This is a genomic window from Streptomyces sp. NPDC049577 (assembly GCF_040675635.1).
In the GTDB taxonomy this organism is placed as follows: domain Bacteria; phylum Actinomycetota; class Actinomycetes; order Streptomycetales; family Streptomycetaceae; genus Streptomyces.
This window is the reverse complement of record NZ_JBFAPH010000087.1, coordinates 1-19,666: the sequence shown is the minus strand read 5'-3', so window position 1 is coordinate 19,666 and position 19,666 is coordinate 1. Positions and strand designations below refer to the sequence as shown.

The 19,666-nt window shown below is 73.9% G+C and carries 16 protein-coding genes; 12 read left to right on the top strand and 4 right to left on the bottom strand.

Features of this window, described 5'->3' with window-relative positions; genetic code table 11:
• Positions 1-115: 115 nt before the first annotated feature.
• The 5 genes from AB0K09_RS12810 to AB0K09_RS12790 all read left to right on the top strand — a co-directional run bounded on the left by AB0K09_RS12810 (position 116) and on the right by AB0K09_RS12790 (position 4,798).
• A complete protein-coding gene (locus AB0K09_RS12810; protein WP_366065363.1) occupies positions 116-529 on the top strand; it encodes a DUF3151 domain-containing protein in 414 nt (137 codons plus the stop codon).
• Positions 530-657: 128 nt separating this feature from the next.
• A complete protein-coding gene (locus AB0K09_RS12805; protein WP_366065362.1) occupies positions 658-1,518 on the top strand; it encodes a tryptophan 2,3-dioxygenase family protein in 861 nt (286 codons plus the stop codon).
• Positions 1,508-2,761: a kynureninase gene (gene kynU, locus AB0K09_RS12800; protein WP_366065361.1), complete on the top strand. Its 1,254-nt coding sequence runs from the start codon at positions 1,508-1,510 to the stop codon at positions 2,759-2,761. Before AB0K09_RS12805 ends, kynU begins: the two co-directional genes overlap by 11 nt.
• 67 nt (positions 2,762-2,828) lie before the next feature.
• The gene (locus tag AB0K09_RS12795; protein ID WP_366065360.1) at positions 2,829-4,136 is read left to right on the top strand and encodes a histidine kinase; all 1,308 of its coding nucleotides are present in this window, start codon (positions 2,829-2,831) and stop codon (positions 4,134-4,136) included.
• The gene (locus AB0K09_RS12790) at positions 4,133-4,798 is read left to right on the top strand and encodes a response regulator transcription factor (protein ID WP_366065359.1); all 666 of its coding nucleotides are present in this window, start codon (positions 4,133-4,135) and stop codon (positions 4,796-4,798) included. The genes AB0K09_RS12795 and AB0K09_RS12790 overlap by 4 nt, the downstream gene beginning before the upstream one ends.
• A 28-nt stretch (positions 4,799-4,826) precedes the next feature.
• Here the strand turns inward: AB0K09_RS12790 and AB0K09_RS12785 are convergent, their stop codons facing one another.
• Positions 4,827-5,702, bottom strand: coding sequence for a diacylglycerol kinase (locus AB0K09_RS12785; RefSeq protein ID WP_366065358.1), 876 nt, complete (start codon positions 5,700-5,702; stop codon positions 4,827-4,829).
• Positions 5,703-5,924: 222 nt separating this feature from the next.
• On the opposite strand from AB0K09_RS12785, the gene AB0K09_RS12780 reads away from it, so the two are divergent.
• Entirely contained in the window at positions 5,925-7,211 is a 1,287-nt protein-coding gene (locus AB0K09_RS12780) for an adenylosuccinate synthase (protein ID WP_366065357.1), read from the top strand.
• A 77-nt stretch (positions 7,212-7,288) separates the two neighbouring features.
• Here the strand turns inward: AB0K09_RS12780 and AB0K09_RS12775 are convergent, their stop codons facing one another.
• Both AB0K09_RS12775 and AB0K09_RS12770 read right to left on the bottom strand, forming a co-directional pair.
• Positions 7,289-9,025: a serine/threonine-protein kinase gene (locus AB0K09_RS12775; protein WP_366065356.1), complete on the bottom strand. Its 1,737-nt coding sequence runs from the start codon at positions 9,023-9,025 to the stop codon at positions 7,289-7,291.
• Positions 9,026-9,148: 123 nt separating this feature from the next.
• Positions 9,149-9,352, bottom strand: coding sequence for a cold-shock protein (locus tag AB0K09_RS12770; protein WP_366065355.1), 204 nt, complete (start codon positions 9,350-9,352; stop codon positions 9,149-9,151).
• A 366-nt stretch (positions 9,353-9,718) separates the two neighbouring features.
• Between AB0K09_RS12770 and AB0K09_RS12765 the strand changes: the two genes are divergently transcribed.
• From AB0K09_RS12765 to AB0K09_RS12750, 4 genes are all read left to right on the top strand, one after another.
• On the top strand, positions 9,719-11,074 hold the full coding sequence (locus tag AB0K09_RS12765) for an aspartate aminotransferase family protein (protein WP_366065354.1): 1,356 nt from the start codon (positions 9,719-9,721) through the stop codon (positions 11,072-11,074).
• A gap of 228 nt (positions 11,075-11,302) precedes the next feature.
• The gene (locus tag AB0K09_RS12760) at positions 11,303-11,977 is read left to right on the top strand and encodes a GntR family transcriptional regulator (RefSeq protein WP_366065353.1); all 675 of its coding nucleotides are present in this window, start codon (positions 11,303-11,305) and stop codon (positions 11,975-11,977) included.
• A 60-nt stretch (positions 11,978-12,037) separates the two neighbouring features.
• Entirely contained in the window at positions 12,038-14,560 is a 2,523-nt protein-coding gene (locus AB0K09_RS12755) for a glycosyltransferase (RefSeq protein WP_366065352.1), read from the top strand.
• A gap of 68 nt (positions 14,561-14,628) precedes the next feature.
• Positions 14,629-15,228, top strand: a complete 600-nt coding sequence (locus AB0K09_RS12750; RefSeq protein ID WP_366065351.1) for a hypothetical protein — start codon at positions 14,629-14,631, stop codon at positions 15,226-15,228.
• Positions 15,229-15,358: 130 nt separating this feature from the next.
• Here the strand turns inward: AB0K09_RS12750 and AB0K09_RS12745 are convergent, their stop codons facing one another.
• Positions 15,359-16,099, bottom strand: a complete 741-nt coding sequence (locus AB0K09_RS12745; RefSeq protein ID WP_366065350.1) for an SLATT domain-containing protein — start codon at positions 16,097-16,099, stop codon at positions 15,359-15,361.
• 215 nt (positions 16,100-16,314) lie between these two features.
• Between AB0K09_RS12745 and purD the strand changes: the two genes are divergently transcribed.
• Together purD and AB0K09_RS12735 are read left to right on the top strand one after the other, a co-directional pair.
• Positions 16,315-17,565 (top strand): phosphoribosylamine--glycine ligase, encoded by a 1,251-nt coding sequence (gene purD / locus AB0K09_RS12740; RefSeq protein ID WP_366065349.1) that lies wholly within the window; start codon positions 16,315-16,317, stop codon positions 17,563-17,565.
• Between the two features lie 315 nt (positions 17,566-17,880).
• Positions 17,881-19,605: a hypothetical protein gene (locus AB0K09_RS12735; RefSeq protein ID WP_366065364.1), complete on the top strand. Its 1,725-nt coding sequence runs from the start codon at positions 17,881-17,883 to the stop codon at positions 19,603-19,605.
• Positions 19,606-19,666: the final 61 nt, after the last annotated feature.

Below are 19,666 nucleotides of genomic sequence, written 5' to 3'. Positions count from 1 at the left end.
GCTGGTCGCGCCCGCGCGGCGGAGCCGCAGGTCGGCACAGTCCCGCGCCCCTTGCGGGGCGCGCGGGCAGGCCGTCGGGACAGCTCGCCGCAGGCGCTGGGGCAGACTGGGGCTCATGTCGATTCACGAGAACCTCCTCGGGGGACCGCCCCCGACCCATCTGCCCGACGACCCCGAGCCGCGTGAGCTGCTCGCGTCGGGTGCGGCGCCCTCCGAGGTCGCCGCGAAGTACCCGGCGTCCTCGCTGGCGTGGGCGCAGCTCGCCGACGAGGCGTTCGAGGCCGGCCGGGTCGTCGAGTCGTACGCCTACGCCCGCACCGGCTACCACCGCGGCCTCGACGCGCTGCGCCGCAATGGCTGGAAGGGCCACGGCCCCGTGCCGTTCGAGCACGAGCCCAACCGCGGCTTCCTGCGCGCCCTGCACGCGCTCGCCCGCGCCGCGCAGGCGATCGGTGAGCAGGAGGAGTACGAGCGCTGCTCGACGTTCCTGCGCGAGAGCTCGCCGACGGCTGCCAGCACCCTCGGCTGATGTCACGGCAAGGCCCGGGTCGGTCCCATGCGGGGCGGCCCGGGCCTTGCCGTGGGCGGGCCGGGGCACGGATCATCGCCGCGTAGCCCGGTGAGTGACCCGGGAGTCAGCGCAGGGAGGCGACGACAGTGACGTCCGCAGCACAGCCCGCACAGCCCGCTCAGCCCGATCCCGCTCAGCCCGACAGCCCCAACCTCGAGTTCCGGGGGACGACCCCGTACGAGGACTACGTACGGGCCTCCGTCCTCTCCCGGCTCCAGCAGCCGCTCTCCGACGATCCCGGTGAGATGGCGTTCCTGGTGACCACGCAGGTCATGGAGCTGTGGTTCACCCTCCTGGTGCACGAGTGGGAGACGGCGGCGCGCGCCCTGCGCGAGGACGACCTGCCGGTCGCGATGGCGGCGCTCAAGCGCTCCACGTACGAGCTGGAGTCGCTCAACGCGTCCTGGAAGCCGATCGCGCATCTGACCCCCGCCCAGTTCAACGCGTTCCGCTCGGCGCTCGGCGACGCGTCCGGCTTCCAGTCGGCGACGTACCGGCGGCTGGAGTTCCTGCTCGGCGAGAAGACCGCCTCCATGCTCGTGCCGTACCGCGGCGTGCCGGACGTGTACGCGGAGCTGGAGAAGGCGCTGCACGAGCCGAGCCTGTACGACGAGGTGCTGCGCTGGCTGGCCCGGCGGGGCCACGCGATACCCGACGCGGTGCGCGACCGGGACGTCTCCGAGCGCTACACGGCCGACCCGGCCGTCGAGGAGGTCTGGCAGCGCGTCTACGCCGGCGACCAGAACAGCCCCGAGTGCCGGCTGGGCGAGGCCCTGACCGAGGTCGCCGAGCAGATCTGGCGCTGGCGCAACGACCACCTCGTCGCCACCCGCAGAGCCATGGGCGCCAAGGTCGGCACCGGCGGCTCGCCGGGCGTGAGCTGGCTGGAGAAGCGCGCCGCCAAGAACGTCTTCCCCGAGCTGTGGACGGCCCGCAGTGGCGTCTGAGCAGGTGGCCCCGGCGGATCCCGGCCTCGCCGCCGAGGCCGCCGCGCTCGACGCCGCCGACCCCCTGCGGTCCCGGCGGGAGCTGTTCGTCCTGGACGAGGACACCGTCTACCTCGACGGGAACTCCCTCGGCGCGCTGCCCGGCACCGTCGCCGGGCGGCTGGCCGAGGTCGTCGGGCACGAGTGGGGGCGGCTGCGCATCCGGTCCTGGACGGAGTCCGGCTGGTGGGAGGCGCCCGAGCGGGTCGGCGACCGGGTCGGGCGGCTCGTGGGCGCCGCGCCCGGGCAGCTCGTGGCAGCGGACTCGACCAGCGTGAACGTCTTCAAGGCCGTCGTGGGCGGCGTGCGCATGGCCCGCGAGTCGGACGGGGCGCGGGACGAGATCCTCGTCGACGCGGCGACCTTCCCCACCGACGGCTACCTCGCCGAGTCGGCCGCCCGGCTGACCGGCTGCCGGATCCGCACCGTCGCCGCCGGGGACGTCCCCGGCGCCGCCGGGCCCCGCACGGCCGTCGCGCTCCTCAACCACGTCGACTACCGCACCGGCCGGCTGCACGACCTGCCGGGCATCACCGCCGCCGTGCACGCCGCCGGCGGGCTCGTCGTCTGGGACCTGTGCCACAGCGCCGGCGCGCTGCCGGTGGACCTCGACGCCGACGGCGTGGACCTCGCCGTGGGGTGCACGTACAAGTACCTCAACGGCGGCCCGGGGGCGCCCGCCTTCCTCTACGTGCGGCGGGAGCTGCAACCCCGCTTCGACTCGCCGCTGCCCGGGTGGAACTCCCACGCCGACCCGTTCGGCATGGCACCGGACTACGCCCCGGCGGACGGGGCCGTCCGCGGCCGGGTCGGCACGCCGGAGATCCTCTCCCTGCTGGCGCTGGACGCCGCCCTGGACGTCTGGGAAGGCGTGGACCCGGCCGCCGTACGGGCGAAGAGCCTGGCGCTGACGGACTTCTTCCTGCGGTGCGTCGAGGCGTACGCACCGCCCGGGCGGGTCACCTGCGTCACGCCCGCCGCGCACGCCGAGCGCGGCAGCCAGGTGTCGCTGCGCTGCGGCGGCGGAACGGCCGGCAGGACCATGGACGGGCTGATCGCGCGCGGGGTGGTGGGCGACTTCCGCCGCCCGGACGTGCTGCGCTTCGGGTTCGCGCCGCTCTACAACGGCTTCGCCGACGCGGAGCGCGCGGCGCGCGTGCTCGGGGAGGTGCTGCGGTCCGTCCGGCATGCGTGTCCTACTTGAGACGGACCCCCGCGGATCGTCTTCGGTGCGGACGACGCGGCCGCCGCGCCTGCCTACGGTTGATGCCGTGACCGACACGTATGAGACCGGCCTGCGCAGTGAGGCGCGTCTGGCGAAGGGCGTCCTGCGGGGCTTCCGCGAGGACCTCTTCACCGACCCCTTCGCCTTCCGCCCGCTGCCGCCCCTGGCCCCCGACCACGCGCTGGTCCGGGCGCTTCCGCGCCGGGCCGGCCGCTACACCCGGTGGCTGCCACACGCCGCGCTGGCGGCCTTCACCGGCCTGGTCATGTTCGTCGTGCTCACCCACGAGGGACCGGGCCGGCCGGCGCCGGTCGCGGCGCTCGTCGTCGGCGCGCCGATGCTGCTCACGCTCTTCCGGCCGGTCGGCGCGTGGTGGCTGTCGGTGGCCCTGACCGGCTTCGACGGGCTGTTCCCCTGGCCGTGGCCCACCGGCGGCTTCCTGCCGCACATCGTGGTGATGACACTCGTCGCCCTGCGCAGCCGGCCGCGCGTCGCGGCCGAGATGTGGGTGATCACCGGCCTGCTGGGGGCCTTCCTCGACGTGTTGTCGCGGGCGGTCGACCCCGGCGGCTACACCGACGGCTTCTTCCAGGTCATGGTCCTGGCCGGCGTCGTGCTCTTCGTCGCCGCCGCCGTGCAGGGCCTGCGCGAGTCGAAACAGCAGGTCGCCGCGCAGGTCGCGGTCACCGAGGTGGAGCGCTCGCGGCGGACCGTGCTGGAGGAGCGCACCACCATCGCCCGCGAGCTGCACGACGTGGTCGCGCACCACATGTCCGTCGTCGCCATCCAGGCCGAGGCCGCGCCCTACCGGGTCCAGGACACCCCGCCGGAGCTGGCCGCCGCGTTCCGGACGATCCGCGAGAACGCGGTCGCCGCGCTCACCGAGCTGCGCCGCGTGCTCGGCGTCGTCCGGTCGGAGGACCCCGGCGCCTTCGACGCCCCCGAGGCCCCGCAGCCCACCCTCGACGACCTCGGCCCCCTGCTCGACAACGTCCGCTCGGCCGGGCTGGACGTCGAGCGCGTCACCACGGGTGCGATACGCCCGCTGCCGCAGGGCGTGGAGCTGTCGGCGTACAGGATCGTCCAGGAGGCGCTCAGCAACGTCCTGCGCCACGCGCCGGGCGCGCAGGCGCGCGTCGAGCTGTCGTACGTCCTCGGCGGGCTCGGCCTGCGCGTCGTCAACGGCCCGGCGAACCGGCTGGCCAAGCCGTCCCCCGGGGCCGGGCACGGCGTGCTCGGCATGCGCGAGCGCGTGGCGATGCTGGGCGGCGAGATGACGGCGGGGGCCACGGCGGACGGCGGCTACGAGGTCGCCGCCTTCCTCCCGGTCGCAGCGGGCGAGGCCGCCGCATGACCATCCGGGTACTGATCGTCGACGACCAGATGATGGTCCGTGAGGGCTTCTCCGTGCTGCTGAACGCCCAGCCGGACATCGAGGTGATCGGCGAGGCCGTGGACGGCCGGGACGCGGTCCGCAAGGTGGCGGCCCTGCGCCCGGACGTCGTCCTGATGGACATCCGCATGCCCGAGCTCAACGGCCTGGACGCCACCCGCGAGATCGTCGCGGCGGACGCGGACGCGAAGGTCCTGGTCCTGACCACCTTCGACCTCGACGAGTACGTCTACCAGGCGCTCCGCGCGGGGGCGAGCGGCTTCCTCCTCAAGGACGCCTCCGCGCACCAGCTCGCCGAGGGCGTCCGCGTCGTCGCCGCCGGCGAGGCGCTGCTGGCGCCCGCCGTCACGAAGCGGCTGATCCAGGAGTTCTCCCGGCTGGGCGCCGCCGCTGCCCGGCCGCCGGCCCGCGAGCGCATCGGCGACCTCACCGACCGCGAGACGGAGGTCCTGGTCCTGGTGGCCCAGGGCCGCTCGAACGCGGAGATCGCGGCAGGGCTGGTGGTGGCGGAGTCGACGGTGAAGACGCACGTGAGCCGCATCCTGGTGAAGCTGGGGCTGCGCGACCGGACGCAGGCGGCGGTGTTCGCGTACGAGGTGGGGCTGGTGACCCCGGCGGGTTGATTCCTCCCGCAAGCCCCCGGGCCGCCGGTCACGGGAAGGGGCGGGGCGGGGGAAGAACCAGCCGCCAGCTGTCCGGGCTCGCCGTCCACGTCCGGGTGCGCACCGGTCCCGTCACCCGGTTGTCCGCCCGGTAGCGGAAGTCCGGCCCCGAGACGGTGACGGTCCGGGCCCGGGTCCGGACGGGACGTCCGACCGTGCCCGGGTGGATCGCCACGTCCGCCGCCCCCTCCACCGCCGAGACCGCGACACGCGCGACCGGCCGGTCGAGGTCGGCGAGCAGCACCCCGTCCGCCTCGACGCGCAGCCGCGTGCAGCCCGGCAGCGGCTGCCGGGCGGCGGGCCGGGAGAGCAGGGCCAGGGCCGTGCGGGCCGTACGCGCGGCCGGCACCCACCACGGCCGGCAGCCGGACGGCGCCGGCACGGTCGCCGCGGGCTCCTCCGCGCCGACGGGCCGGCGGCCCTCCGCGGGCACCCACAGTCCGCCGAGCACGAGTCCGCCGCCGTCGTCCGTGAGCAGGCCCAGGGGCCGCTCCACGCCGTCCAGGACGGCCCGCGCGGCCGCCACGGACCCGAGTGGCACACCGAGGACGCGGGCCACGGAGACGGCCGGCAGGGGCCCCACGGGGACCCATGCGAGGGGCGCGTCGGCCAGCTCCCCCTGCCGGTGCAGCAGCCGCACGACCCGCAGCAGCGCCCGGTCGTCACCGACCACGACGACCCGCCGGCGGCCCCGCCGGCACACCGCCCGCGCCGTCTCCTCCGGGCCGTCCGGAAGACAGATCTTCACCACCGCCCCGGCGCACAGCACGTCCCGCGCGATCCGCACGGATTCGCCGTCCACACGCCTGGCCACGGGGTCGACGACGACGAGCAGCCGCTGTCCTGTCGGGTCTGCAGCCGGCACGTCGTTCCTTCCCGTGGAGCTGATCGTCGGTATCGCTGTTCGTCGTTCGAGAGAAATATTCGGTAATCTCTCGGTGCAAGAGCCCCTGTCGCTGTTGCGCCAGGGGCTTCGTCTATCCGGGGCACCGGTTCGACGGCTCACGCGGTGACGCACACCCGGAGAACACCGGGTCACACCGCCTGCGCACGTTGGACATGCCCCGCCCGGAAGGGGTGTACGCCTGTGCCCGCACTTGTGCTGCTCGGTGCTCAGTGGGGTGACGAGGGCAAGGGAAAGGCCACCGACCTGCTCGGTGGATCCGTGGACTACGTGGTGCGTTACCAGGGCGGCAACAACGCCGGCCACACGGTCGTCGTCGGCGACCAGAAATACGCGCTGCACCTCCTCCCTTCCGGCATCCTCTCGCCGGGGTGCACCCCGGTCATCGGCAACGGCGTCGTCGTCGACCCGGCGGTCCTGCTCTCCGAGCTGAGCGGGCTGAACGAGCGCGGCGTCGACACGTCCAAGCTGCTCATCAGCGGTAACGCTCACCTGATCACGCCGTACCACACGACCGTCGACAAGGTGACGGAACGCTTCCTCGGCAAGCGGAAGATCGGCACCACCGGTCGTGGCATCGGCCCGACCTACGCCGACAAGATCAACCGCGTGGGCATCCGGGTTCAGGACCTCTACGACGAGTCGATCCTGACCCAGAAGGTCGAGGCGGCCCTCGACTTCAAGAACCAGATCCTGGCGAAGCTCTACAACCGCCGCGCGATCGACCCGGCCCGCATCGTCGAGGAGATGCTGGGCTACGCGGACCAGATCAAGCCGTTCGTCGCCGACACCACGCTGATCCTCAACAACGCCATCGATGAAGGCAAGGTCGTCCTCTTCGAGGGCGGTCAGGGCACGCTGCTGGACGTCGACCACGGCACGTACCCCTTCGTGACCTCCTCGAACCCGACCGCGGGCGGTGCCTGCACGGGTGCGGGCGTCGGCCCCACGAAGATCAACCGGGTGATCGGCATCCTGAAGGCGTACACCACCCGCGTGGGCGCCGGTCCGTTCCCGACGGAGCTCTTCGACGAGGACGGCGAGAAGCTGCGCACCATCGGCCACGAGCGCGGTGTCACCACCGGCCGTGACCGTCGCTGCGGCTGGTTCGACGCGGTCATCGCCCGCTACGCCACCCGCGTCAACGGCCTGACCGACTTCTTCCTCACCAAGCTCGACGTGCTCACCGGCTGGGAGCAGATCCCGGTCTGCGTGGCGTACGAGATCGACGGCAAGCGCGTCGACGAGCTGCCCTACAGCCAGACGGACTTCCACCACGCGAAGCCGGTCTACGAGATGCTGCCGGGCTGGAACGAGGACATCTCCAAGGCCAAGTCGTTCTCCGACCTGCCGAAGAACGCCCAGGCGTACGTCAAGGCACTGGAGGAGATGTCGGGCGCGCCGATCTCCGCGATCGGCGTCGGCCCGGGCCGCGACGAGACGATCGAGATCAACTCCTTCCTGTCGTAAGCCCTGCCGTACCCGCGCGTACGAACGACGGCGCCCCGGTGGTCGGTGACCACCGGGGCGCCGTCGTTCGCGCGTGCTCAGGAGGTCCTGCGGTAGACCAGCGAGGCGTCCTTCGTGCCCGAGTCGACGAAGTCGCGCCGCATCCGGCCATCCGGCAGCAGGACCAGGTCGGAGGCGGAACCGGGCTGGCAGGCCGTCGTCGGGTTGGCCTGGGTGACGGTGGACGGGCCGAGGTGCAGCGTGGTGTCGCCACTGCCGCCGCCGAGCCCGGTCGTGTGCCACTGGCAGGTGTAGGAGGTGCCGTCGTCGAGGACGCCGCCGCCCTGGATGGTCACCTCGACGCCCGCGCTCCGCGAGATGGTGATCGTCCGGTTGCTGGTGCCCGAGCCGGTGCTGAAGCTGGACTGCCACGTGCCCACGAAGGCCGCCGGCCCGGAGCCGGGGGTGCCGGTGCTCGGGGCGGCGGTGGGCGGGGACGGGTCCGGTCCGGGCCGGGGCGGCGTCGTGCCGGGGGAGGGGCCGGAGACGGGCGAGGCGGAGGACCCCGGTCCGGGGTGCCGGGCGTCGTCCTTCGTCTTCCGGTCGAGAAGGATCACCGTGCCGCCGCCCGTGAGGAGTCCGGCGATGACGATCGCGGCCAGGACGTAGGGCGTGCGCGACCGCTGCGGCGCGGGCGCGGGGGCGTAGGGCCCGTAGGCGGCCGGCCCGTACGGGCCCTGCTGGGTGTACGGGGGGTAGCCGTGGGCGGGCGTGTGCGGCGGGAGCGGGGCCGCCGGGGCGGCGAGGGTCGGCGGGTCCGCCGGGCCCTGCGGCGGGACGACGCTGGTGGGAGCCTCGGAGGGGGCCGGTGCGGCCGGCGGGGTGGGGTGCGGGGGCGTGGATATGGAGTGGCCGGCCGGCTCCTCGACGTCGAGCAGTTCGACCGCGTGCCGGCCCAGCTGGGCGACGAGGCCGCCGGGCAGCCAGGGCTCCGCGGACCGCAGGTCGGCGATCACGTCCTGGACGCCGGTGCGCTCCAGCACCTGCTCCGGCGTGGGCCGCCGGGCGGGGTCCTTGGCGAGGAACGCGGCGATCAGCGGGCGCAGCGTCTCCGGGACCTCGGTGAGGTCCGGTTCCTCCTCGGCGATGCGGTACATCAGGGCGTGCACCCCGCTGTCGGCCGTGCCGAACGGCATCCGGCCGGTGGCCGCGTAGGCCAGCACGGAGCCCAGGCAGAAGACGTCGCTGGCGGGCGTGACCTGGGCGCCGCGCACCTGCTCGGGCGACATGAAGCCGGGCGAGCCGACGGCCGCGCCGGTGCGGGTCAGGCCCCCGTCGGTGACGGTCTCCAGGGCGCGGGCGATGCCGAAGTCGATGACGCGCGGCCCGTCGAGGGTGATGAGGACGTTCGACGGCTTGAGGTCGCGGTGGACGATGCCGGCGGCGTGGACGGCCTGCAGGGCGCGGGCGAGCCCGGCGCCGAGGATGCGTACGGACCGCTCGGGCAGCGGGCCGAAGTCCTGGTCGACGACCTGGCGCAGGGACGGTCCGGCGATGTAGCCGGTGGCCACCCAGGGGACGGCGGCCTCGGTGTCCGCGTCGAGGACGGGCGCGGTCCACTGGCCGCCGACGCGGCTCGCGGCGCGCACCTCCTGGCGGAAGCGACGGCGGAACTCCTCCTGGCCCGCCAGCTCCGGCTGCACGAGCTTGACCGCGACCGTGCGGCCCCGGTCGGAGCGGGCGAGATAGACCCGGCCCATGCCGCCGGCCCCGAGCCGGCCGAGCAGCCGGTAGGCGCCGAGTGTGCGTGGGTCCTCCGGCGACAGACCTTCCATGCCGGGCACTTCCTCTCCCCGTGATTCCCCCGTGGTTCCTCGCCGGAGGATAGCGGCACGGCAAAGGGCCGGGACCCCGCACGGGAGAAAGTGCGGGGCCCGGCCCCTGACCGGCGGGGCGGGTCAGGCCGGAAGGATGTTCTCCGCCTGCGGCCCCTTCGGGCTCTGGGTGATGTCGAAGGTGACCTTCTGACCCTCCAACAGCTCGCGGTAACCGCTGGCGGAGATGCTCGAATAGTGCGCGAAGACGTCGGGCCCCCCGCCGTCCTGCTGAATGAAGCCGAAGCCCTTTTCCGAGTTGAACCACTTCACAGTGCCGGTGGCCATGGTGTTTCTCCTTGCGAAAGACTGCGACGGAATTCCGGGTCCCCCGGGGGACCCGGTCATTTCCGTCTCCCGAGTGCCGGGTTGTCGCCCCAAACAAATGGCGCCCGAAGGTCACAGACCATCAGGCGCCACGTCATATGGGTACGAAAACTGCAACTGCGGACGACCGTAGCACCGGGCGTGGTGGTGAACCGGTATTTCCCGCGCGGCGATTCGCGGCGCGTTTCCCCGGATTGAGGACGGTCCGCCGCACCCGGCACTGTGTCCGCGGGTGCGGCGAGGGGGCGACACAGTGCCGGTAGGAAGTCGCGGGCGGTCGTTCCTACGCTGGCGGCGTCCGAGGCCCCGCGAGCAGAGGTACCGACCGTGAGCAAGCAGCACCGTCCCGAGGCGGGCGCCGCCGTCAAGGCAGCCGACCGCGCGCACGTCTTCCACTCCTGGTCCGCCCAGGCCCTGATCGACCCGCTCGCGGTCGCCGGCGCCGAGGGCTCGTACTTCTGGGACCACGACGGCAACCGCTATCTCGACTTCTCCTCCCAGCTGGTCAACACCAACATCGGCCACCAGCACCCCAAGGTCGTCGCCGCGATCCGGGAGCAGGCCGGCCGGCTGTGCACGATCGCCCCGGGATTCGCCGTCGACGTGCGGGCGGAGGCGGCGCGGCTGATCGCCGAGCGGACCCCCGGCGACCTCGACAAGATCTTTTTCACCAACGGCGGCGCCGAGGCCGTGGAGAACGCGGTCCGCATGGCCCGGCTGCACACCGGCCGGCCCAAGGTGCTCAGCGCCTACCGCTCGTACCACGGCGCGACCGCCGCCGCGATCAACCTCACCGGGGACCCGCGCCGCTGGCCCTCGGACCAGGGGGCGGCGGGCGTCGTGCACTTCTGGGGCCCGTACCTCTACCGGTCCCACTTCCACGCCACGAGCGAGGCGCAGGAGTGCGAGCGGGCGCTGGCGCACCTGGAGGAGGTCGTCGCCTTCGAAGGCCCGGGCACGGTCGCGGCGATCGTGCTGGAGACGGTGGTCGGCACGGCCGGCATCCTGGTGCCGCCCGCCGGCTACCTCGCGGGCGTGCGGGAGATCTGCGACCGGTACGGCATCGTCTTCGTCCTGGACGAGGTGATGGCCGGCTTCGGCCGGACCGGCCGGTGGTTCGCCGCCGACCACTGGGGCGTCACGCCCGATCTGCTGACCTTCGCCAAGGGCGTCAACTCCGGGTACGTGCCGCTCGGCGGCGTCGCGATCTCCGCCGCGATCGCGGCGACCTTCGACCACCGGCCCTACCCCGGCGGGCTCACCTACTCCGGGCACCCGCTGGCCTGTGCCTCCGCCGTGGCGACGATCAACGCCATGGAGGAGGAGGGGATCGTGGAGAACGCCGCCCGCATCGGGGAGAGCGTCCTCGGTCCGGGGCTGCGCGAGCTGGCCGAGCGCCATCCGTCGGTCGGCGAGGTGCGCGGCCTGGGTGTCTTCTGGGCGCTGGAGCTGGTCCGGGACCCCACCACCCGCGAGCCGCTGGTGCCCTACAACGCGAGCGGGGAGGCGGCCGCGCCCATGGCCGCGTTCGCCGCGGCCTGCCGGGAGGCGGGGCTGTGGCCGTTCGTGAACATGAACCGCACCCATGTGGTGCCGCCCTGCACGATCACCGAGAGCGAGGCGAAGGAGGGGCTCGCCGCCCTCGACCGGGCCCTCTGTGTCGCCGACGCGCACACGCGCTGACACCCGGCCGCCGCCACCGGGGACCGGCGGGAGCAGGGCGGGATCCGTCCCTCTTTGCCCCGTCCTGTGTGACCTTCGTCCCTGCCTTTCGCCGATCCGGCGTGTACCGTTCCGCTGTTCGCGCGCACCACGCCCGTACGTTCCGCGACGGCCCTCGCCTATCTTGTTGCGAGGGCCGTTCGCATGCGCACGGCAGCGCGCCGCCATCGGAAGGGGAGACGGAACACGATGCCCGGCAGCGACGCTGTCAAGCGCACGACGCTGCGCTCACAGATCGCCGACGCACTGCGGGACGAGGTGGTCGCGGGGCGGCTGCCGGCGGGGCGCCAGTTCACCGTCAAGGAGATCGCCGAGAGCTACGGCGTGTCCGCCACCCCGGTCCGCGAGGCGCTGCTGGACCTGTGCTCGCAGGGCCTCCTCGACGTCGAGCTGCACAAGGGCTTCAGGGTCCGCGAGTTCACGTACGCCGACTTCCAGGAGATGATCGAGGCCCGCTCGCTGATCATCGAGGGGATCTTCCGCCGTTCCGCCCGCGAGGCGCTGGCCGGCGCCACCCCCGAGGCGCTGGCCTCGGTGCGCCGCCGCGCCGACGAGGCCGCCCGGGCGGCCCGCACCGGCGACCTCGACATCCTGATCGGCTACGACCTGCGCTTCTGGCGCGAGCTCACCGGACTCATAGGAAACCCGTACATATCCGGCTTCCTGGACGCCGTGCGGGTGCAGTGCTGGATCTTCGTCGTGCCGCTGCTGCGCGGCATGGGCGATCTCCGCGGCCGGCTCTGGCACGACCACACCGAGCTCGTCGAGGCCGTCGCCCGCCAGGACGCCGACCGCGCGGAGCGCATCATCGCCGCCTACAACGACCACTCCCTCGCCCTGATAGACAAACTGACCGGGCACTGAACTGACATCCGACCGCATAGGGTCGAGAGCGCCCATCGTCGTCGACCCACGGATCCCGCGATGTCACAGACCCAGCCGGCCGACGCGTCCGGCCGTACGGAGCCGACCGCAGACGCGGCCGCCGGCCCGGTCGTCCCGGCCCCCCGCGCCGAACCCCCGCAGACCGGTCCGGTCGATCTGACGGTGGTCGTGCCCGCCTACAACGAGGAGGAGCGGCTCGCCCCCAGCCTCACGGCGATCCGCGCCCATCTCGCCACGCTGGACGAGGCCTGGGAGGTCGTCGTCGTCGACGACGGCTCCACCGACGGCACGGCCGGTGTCGTCGAACGGGCGGCGGCCGAAGAGCCCCGGATCCGCCTGCTGCGCACCCCGGCCAACCGGGGCAAGGGCCACGCCGTCCGCACCGGCGTGCTCGCCTCGCACGGCACGCGCGTGCTCATCACGGACGCCGACCTGGCCACCCCCATCGAGGAGCTCGACCGGCTGCGTCGCCGGCTGGACGAGGGCGCCACCGCCGCCGTGGGCTCCCGCGCCCTGCCCGGCTCCCGCATATCCGTCCGCCAGCACGCGCTGCGCGAGCTCCTCGGCAGGCTCGGTGCCCGGCTGATCCGCGCGGCGGCCGTGCCCGGCATCCGCGACACCCAGTGCGGTTTCAAGCTCTTCGACGGCGAGAAGATCCGCACCGCCTGCGCCGGCTCCCGCCTCGACGGCTGGAGCTACGACGTCGAGATCCTGCGCTTCTTCCACCAGGCGGACTGGGAGGTGGCCGAGGTGCCCGTCCGCTGGGCGCACCAGCCCGGCTCCAAGGTCCGCCCGACGGCCTACGCCACCGTCCTGGCCGACCTCATACGCCTGCGCCGGCCCGTCGTACGCCCGGTGGACCTGACCGTGGCCGGCCTCTTCCTGCTGCTGTCCTTCTTCCTCTACGGCGGACTCTGGAGCGACCTGGGCCGCGGCTACCTCGCCGATTCCGGCTCGGACCAGCAGCAGTGGGAGTGGTTCTTCGCCGTCACCGCCGACAACGTCTCCCACCTCCACAACCCGCTCTTCACCGGCCTGCAGAACGCCCCGCTCGGCGTGAACCTCATGGCGAACACCGTCATGCTGGGCCTCTCCGTCCCCCTCACACCCCTCACCCTGGCCTTCGGCCCCCACGTCACCTGGGCGGTCGTGCTCACCGGCGGGCTGGCCGTCACCGCGCTGGCCTGGTACTGGCTGATAGCCAGGCGCTTTGTGCGCTCCCGGTGGGCCGCCGCGCTCGGCGGCGGCTTCTGCGCCTTCGCGCCGCCGATGGTCTCGCACGGCGTCGCGCACCCCAACTTCGCCGTCCTCTTCGTGATGCCGCTGATCATCGACCGGATGCTGCGGCTCTGCGAGGGCCGCCGCCCCCGGCGGGACGCCGTCGTGCTCGGCCTCCTCCTCGCCTACCAGATCTACCTGGGCGAGGAGGTGCTGCTGCTGGCCGTCACCGGCCTCGCGCTCTTCGCCCTCGGCTACGCGCTCGCCTCCCCGGACGTGGCCCGTGCCCTCGCCGGACGCCTGGCACGCGGCCTCGCCGTCGCCGGCCTCGTCGCCGCCGTCCTGGTCGTCGGCCCGGTCGCCTGGCAGTTCTACGGGCCGCAGAGCTACCACAGCGTGCTGCACGGCCAGGTCGGCAACCATCCGATGGCCCTGCTGGAGTTCGCCACCCGCTCACTGGGCGGCGACGAGAAGATCGCCGCGTCGCTGTCGCTCAACCGGACCGAGGAGAACGCCTTCTTCGGCTGGCCCCTCCTCGTCCTCGCCGTGGCCGTCGTCGTCCGGCTCCGCGACCAGCCGCGCGTCCGCGCCCTCGGCTTCACCGCGCTGGCCGCCGCCGTCCTCTCCCTCGGCCAGAACATCCCCCTGCCCGGCACGGACCGCACCCTCCCCGGCCCGTGGCGGCTCGTCGCCCGGCTGCCGTTCTTCGAGTCCGTCATCGAATCGCGCACGGCCATGGTGTGCGTCCCCGCCCTCGGCATCCTGATCGCCCTGGCCTGCGACCGGCTGGCCCTCGCCCGCGCCCGCAGCGAGCGCGAGAGCTCCCGCCGGCTGCTCGGCTGGGCCGGGCTCGCCGTCGCGCTCGTCCCGCTGCTGCCCACCCCGTACCGGACGGTGGAGCGCGCGCCGGCGCCGGCCTTCATCGCCGACGGCACCTGGCGCCAGTACGTCCGCCCCGGGCACACGCTGGTGCCCGTCCCCGTGCCCAGCCCCGCCGACGTCACCGCCCTGGGCTGGCAGATCGAGGCCGGCATGGGCTTCGCCCTCCCCGGCGGCTACTTCAACGGCCCCTGGGGGCCCGAGCGCATCGGCATCTACGGCCCCGAGCCCCGCGCCACCTCCGACCTGCTGAACAAGGTCCGCGAGAGCGGCCAGACGCCGCCCGTCGGCGACGCCGAGCGCCGCGCCTTCCGCGACGACCTGGCCTTCTGGCGCGCCGACGTCCTCGTCCTGCCCCGCCAGGACAAGGGCACCGCCCTGCGCGAGACCGTCACGCGGCTCGCGGGCGCCGCACCGGCCCGCATCGGTGACACGTGGGTATGGGACGTACGGGACCGCGGTTGACGCCCTGTATGACAAGCGGTTGAGCCGCACTACGCTGGCCCGACCACCGCATACGAGAGTGAGTCCACGTGGCCTGTGACCTCTGGCTGGTCCCCCTGGTCGATGTGCTCTGCCACAGCCCGGACAACCCCTTCGCCGAGGAACTCGCCACGTACGACAAGGCCCTCGGCGAAGCCGGGCTCCCGCCCGTCCCCGTCTTCGGCTACATGCCGGGCCTGTCCGGCGACGTCGCGCCGGTCGCCGCCTTCGACTACGACGCACTGCACTTCCTGCGCCGCGCCTACCTGCTGACCGTGTGCGGCCTGGAGATCACGCCCATCGACGAACTGGGCGGCGACTACGAGCAGTTGCTGGAGATCTTCGAATCCACGGCCCAGGAGTCGCACCTGGTCTGGCACTACGACCACGCGGGGGCGTACGTCCCCCTCGACTTCACGCACCCGCTGACCAACGACGAACTCCTGGAGGGCGGCGGACCCTTGGGATCCACGCAGGGCTTGTTACGCGAACTGGAGCTGGTCGCCCCGGTGTTGGGCCTGTCGCCGTCGAATCCACCGGTCGCGCCGGACCCGGACAGCCCGTACGCGAGGGAACAACACGTATGGCTGAGCCTGCACACGGCGGCGACGCGGAGCCTCGGGCAGGGATCCATGATCGTCTTTGGGTGACGCACAGGTTGTGGGCAGTCGTGCCGCTGGGGCAGGCACTGGGGGAGGGCGGGCACAACCGGCCCGCACCGGCCCACCGGGCTGCACCACCCGCTGGGGGTCCGGGGGCGGCGCCCCCGGACCGTACCCCCTACCGGGGCGACTCCGGCGGCCTTTGCCTCGGCATGTTCGGCCGCGTCCCCGGCGGCAACGGAAAGCGCCCGATCGCCCCCCCGTTCTCCCCCCGCGGCCCCCACGCCACCAGCGACTGCGTCAGCAGCGGCGCCGGGCCGGCCCGGAACTCGACCATCCAGTCGGCCGTTTCGGCCCGCACCAGCTCCGAGACGTCCTCACAGAAGCGCCGCAGGACATTGAGGCACCGTTCCGCCGCCTCGCTCGCCGTGCCCTCCGTCGGGCCGAGGACCTCGCGCACACACTCCGACGCCCAGTCGAACTGGAGCACCTCCAGCCGCCGCTGCACCGCCTGGGCCGTGGCGACGGCCCGCATCCAGCCGGACGTCAGCCCGAAGTAGCGGTCGCAGGCCACGCACGCCACCGCGCCCAGCAGCGCCAGGAACGCCCAGGAGGCCCCCGCCCGCAGCACGCCGGTCAGCTGGAGCAGCGGCAGGGCCGCGCCCACGACGGCGAAGGCGGCGACGGCCACCCGCAGCCCGCGCGCCCAGCGGCGTTTCCAGGCGCGGTCGGCCAGATACCAGTCGGCGAGGTAGACCGCGCCGGTCTCCACCCACCGGTACAGCTCGTCGAGACGCTGTGCGGGTTCGCCCCAGTCCCCCTGCGGAAAGGTCCGGCCGCGCAGATCGCCCCGGTGCGGTGATCCTTGGCCTCCCTGCTCCCGCGGGGCCCCCTCGGGCTGCATCTCAGGCTGGCTCACCCCTGCACTCCCTCTCGCCGCTGATCGCAGGCTCCTTCCTACCGCCGAACGGTTGGCGTTGGGAGCGACATCCGGCCTTTTCCGCCCGTAAGTGCAGGGGAATCGGGTATATAGCGCGGTACGTCCTCACCCGAAAGAGTGCACGCCGGTCGGGCCAATGACGCCAAAGGGACCGCACGGCAGTGATCGTTCCGCGAGGCAATAGGGTGAGCCCCGTGAAGGTCCTCGTCATCGGCGGCGGCGCCCGCGAACACGCCCTGTGCCGCTCACTGTCCCTCGACCCCGACGTCACCGCCCTGCACTGCGCCCCCGGCAACGCCGGGATCGCCGAGGTCGCCGAGGTCCACGCGGTGGACGCGCTGGACGGCGCGGCCGTCGCGGAGCTGGCCGGCGCGCTCGGCGCGGACCTGGTGGTGGTCGGCCCCGAGGCCCCGCTGGTCGCGGGCGTCGCGGACGTCGTGCGCGAGCACGGCATCCCGGTCTTCGGCCCGTCCGCGGAGGCGGCCCGCCTGGAGGGCTCCAAGGCGTTCGCCAAGGACGTCATGGCGGCCGCCGGCGTCCCCACCGCCCGCAGCTATGTGTGCACCACCCCCGAGGAGATCGACGAGGCCCTCGACGCCTTCGGCGCGCCCTACGTCGTCAAGGACGACGGGCTCGCGGCCGGCAAGGGCGTCGTCGTCACGGGCGATCTGGCCGCCGCCCGCGAGCACGCCCTGGCCTGCGGCCAGGTGGTGATCGAGGAGTTCCTGGACGGCCCCGAGGTCTCCCTCTTCGCGATCACCGACGGCGAGACGGTGCTGCCGCTGCAGCCCGCCCAGGACTTCAAGCGCGCGCTCGACGGGGACGAGGGCCCCAACACCGGTGGCATGGGCGCCTACTCGCCGCTGCCGTGGGCCGATCCCAAGCTGGTCGACGAACTGATGGAGACCGTCCTCCAGCCGACCGTGGACGAGCTGCGCCGCCGCGGCACCCCCTTCTCCGGGCTGCTCTTCGCGGGCCTGGCGATCACCTCGCGCGGGGTGCGGGTGATCGAGTTCAACGCGCGCTTCGGCGACCCGGAGACCCAGGTCGTCCTCGCCCGGCTGAAGACGCCGCTGGCGAGCGTCCTGCTGAACGCCGCCACCGGCAACCTGGCCGCCGAGCCGCCGCTGCGCTGGCGCTCCGACGCGGCCGTGACCGTGGTGGTCGCCTCGCACAACTACCCGGGTACCCCGCGCACCGGCGATGTGATCGAGGGCCTGGACGAGGCCGCGAAGGTGCCCGGCACCTATGTGCTGCACGCCGGTACCAAGCACGACGCCGCAGGTCAGGTGGTCAGCGCGGGCGGCCGTGTGCTGTCGGTGACGGCCACCGGGGAGAGCCTGGAGGCCGCGCGGACGCGGGCCTACGAGGCGGTGTCGCGGATCCGGCTGGACGGCTCGCACCACCGCACGGACATCGCGGCGAAGGCGGCGGCGGGCCAGTAACGCCCCGCCGGGCTCATTCCGCAACACCAGTCCCACCTGTAGGGGGCTGCGGTGAGACGATCGGCGCCGCGCTCGCACGGGCTTTACCCAAAGCCATTCCATCGAGTGACCGATCGTCCAACCGGCTGACGCGGGCCGCACCCCCAACTAGGGTGCGGCGCAGGCCCGCTGCCGCACATCCGGCAACTGGCCCACCGGCATTGCGATGTCAGAGGCCGGTGCCACAGTGGGGGAGGTAGGCAACGACGGCGGCGCCGGGCCCGCGCGGGCCGGCCGCCGAGGCACCCGGCAGAGCACTACAGGCAACTGGGGGTGATCGGTCCCGTGGCGGTTCCCGAAGCAGGCGCGCACGCCGCGCGCGCACGGGCCCTCGCCGTCCTGCGCGTGCGCAGCGCAGCGCTGGCCGTGGCGCTGCTGCCCGCGGCCGTGGCCGTGGTGCTGCTGGCCGGCTCCCTCATGGGCCGCATCCCCGACGGCTCCGGCTGGAGCGCGCTGCGGCTGTCGGTGACGGCCGCGGCCGTGGTCGTGCTGGTGCTGGCGGCCGCCGTGGCCGCCGTGGTCGCCCGGGCCCGGCCCGCCCTGAGCCCGACGGTCCCCATCCCGGAGGAGACCGCCCCCGACCTCTACCGCCTGGTCCGCGACCTCGCCGACCGGCTGGACGTCCCGGCGCCCTCCGCCATAGCCCTCACCCCCGACTGCGACAGCTGGCTCGAGGACCGTACGCATCCCGCGCACGGCCCTTCGCGCGAGAGGGCCACGTCCCGCGGCCGGGCGCGCCCCCCGGGAGGCGAGCCGCGGGTCGCGGCGCCGGTGCTGGTCATCGGCTCGCCCTTCCTGTGGTGGATGCGCGTCGCCGAGCTGCGCGCCCTGCTCGCCCCGGTCGTCGCCGGCACCGGCCCCTCGGCGAACCCCGACATAGCGGCCGCCCGCCGCTTCGTCCGGGGCCTGGACGCCGCCGTGGCCGTCGCCGCCAAGCGGCCCGCCCTCGCCTTCGTCGGCTGGACCGCGCGGCTGCTGCTGCGCGCCTGCCGCGACCACGCCGCCGAGATGGAGCGCGGTGTGGCCGCGGCCGCCTCCGAGCGCGCCCAGGCCGTCGACTACGGCCTGCGGATCGTCGCCCAGGAGCAGGTCGGCCTGGCCTACGCCGGCTGGGACCGGCTGCTCAACCGGGTGGCGCTGCCCGCCTGGCGGATGGGCCGCTGGCCCTCCCGGCTGGACGCCGGCGTGGTCTCCGCGCTCACCGAGCTCTCCCGCCGCGACCGGCTGGCGGAGGGCTTCGCCTCCCGGCTCGGCGAGCGGCCCGCCTGCGATCTGCTGGAGGAGCCCGGTCTCATCGACGAGGCCGCCTCCCTGCTGGCCGCCCGGCTCTTCCACGGCGGCCCCTGCGAGCCCGGTCCCGACTGGTCCCCGGTCGCCTGGAGCCAGTACCCGGAGGAGGTCGTGGACCGCAAATGGCGGCTGGAGGCCGCCCGGCTGCACCGCGTCCTCGACGACATAGCCGCCTGCGGCGCCGGGGTCGGCGCCGCAGGCGGCGACCGGCCCGGCCCCGGTCAGGACACCACCCCCGACGCCCCCACGGTCGCCCGTATCCTCGACCGCCTCACCGGCCCGGCCGGCAGCGGCGTCGGCGAGGAACTGGAGGTGCGGCTGAGCGCGGAGGTGGCCCGGGAAGCCGCCCGGGAAGCCGCCCGTGACGCGGCGGGGGAGCGGCGCGCGGCGGGCCCCGGCGCGCCGGCGGTCGCGGGGGACCCCTGGGTCGACGGCCTGGCCCCGCTCTTCCCCCTGCAGCCGCCCCGCAGCGGTCGCGAGCTGCTCACCGACCACGTCACCGCCCTGGTCTGCTGTGCCGCCGTCGACACCGCCGGCGCCACCCCGGGCCTCGACTGGCTGGACGGCCCCGCCCTGCTGATCGGCGGCGCCCGCCGGGCCGATCTGTCGCGCTCGGTCCTCAGCCTCATCGAGGACGGCGACGGAGAGCCCCTACGGGCCTGGCTGGGCGAGGTCGGAGTGCGCACCGAGAAGCCGGTGCGGCTCGTGTGACACCTGGGGCGACGGCCGGCCACGGTCCGTCCGCGCCCGCCCGCTCCCCTGGATACGGAGC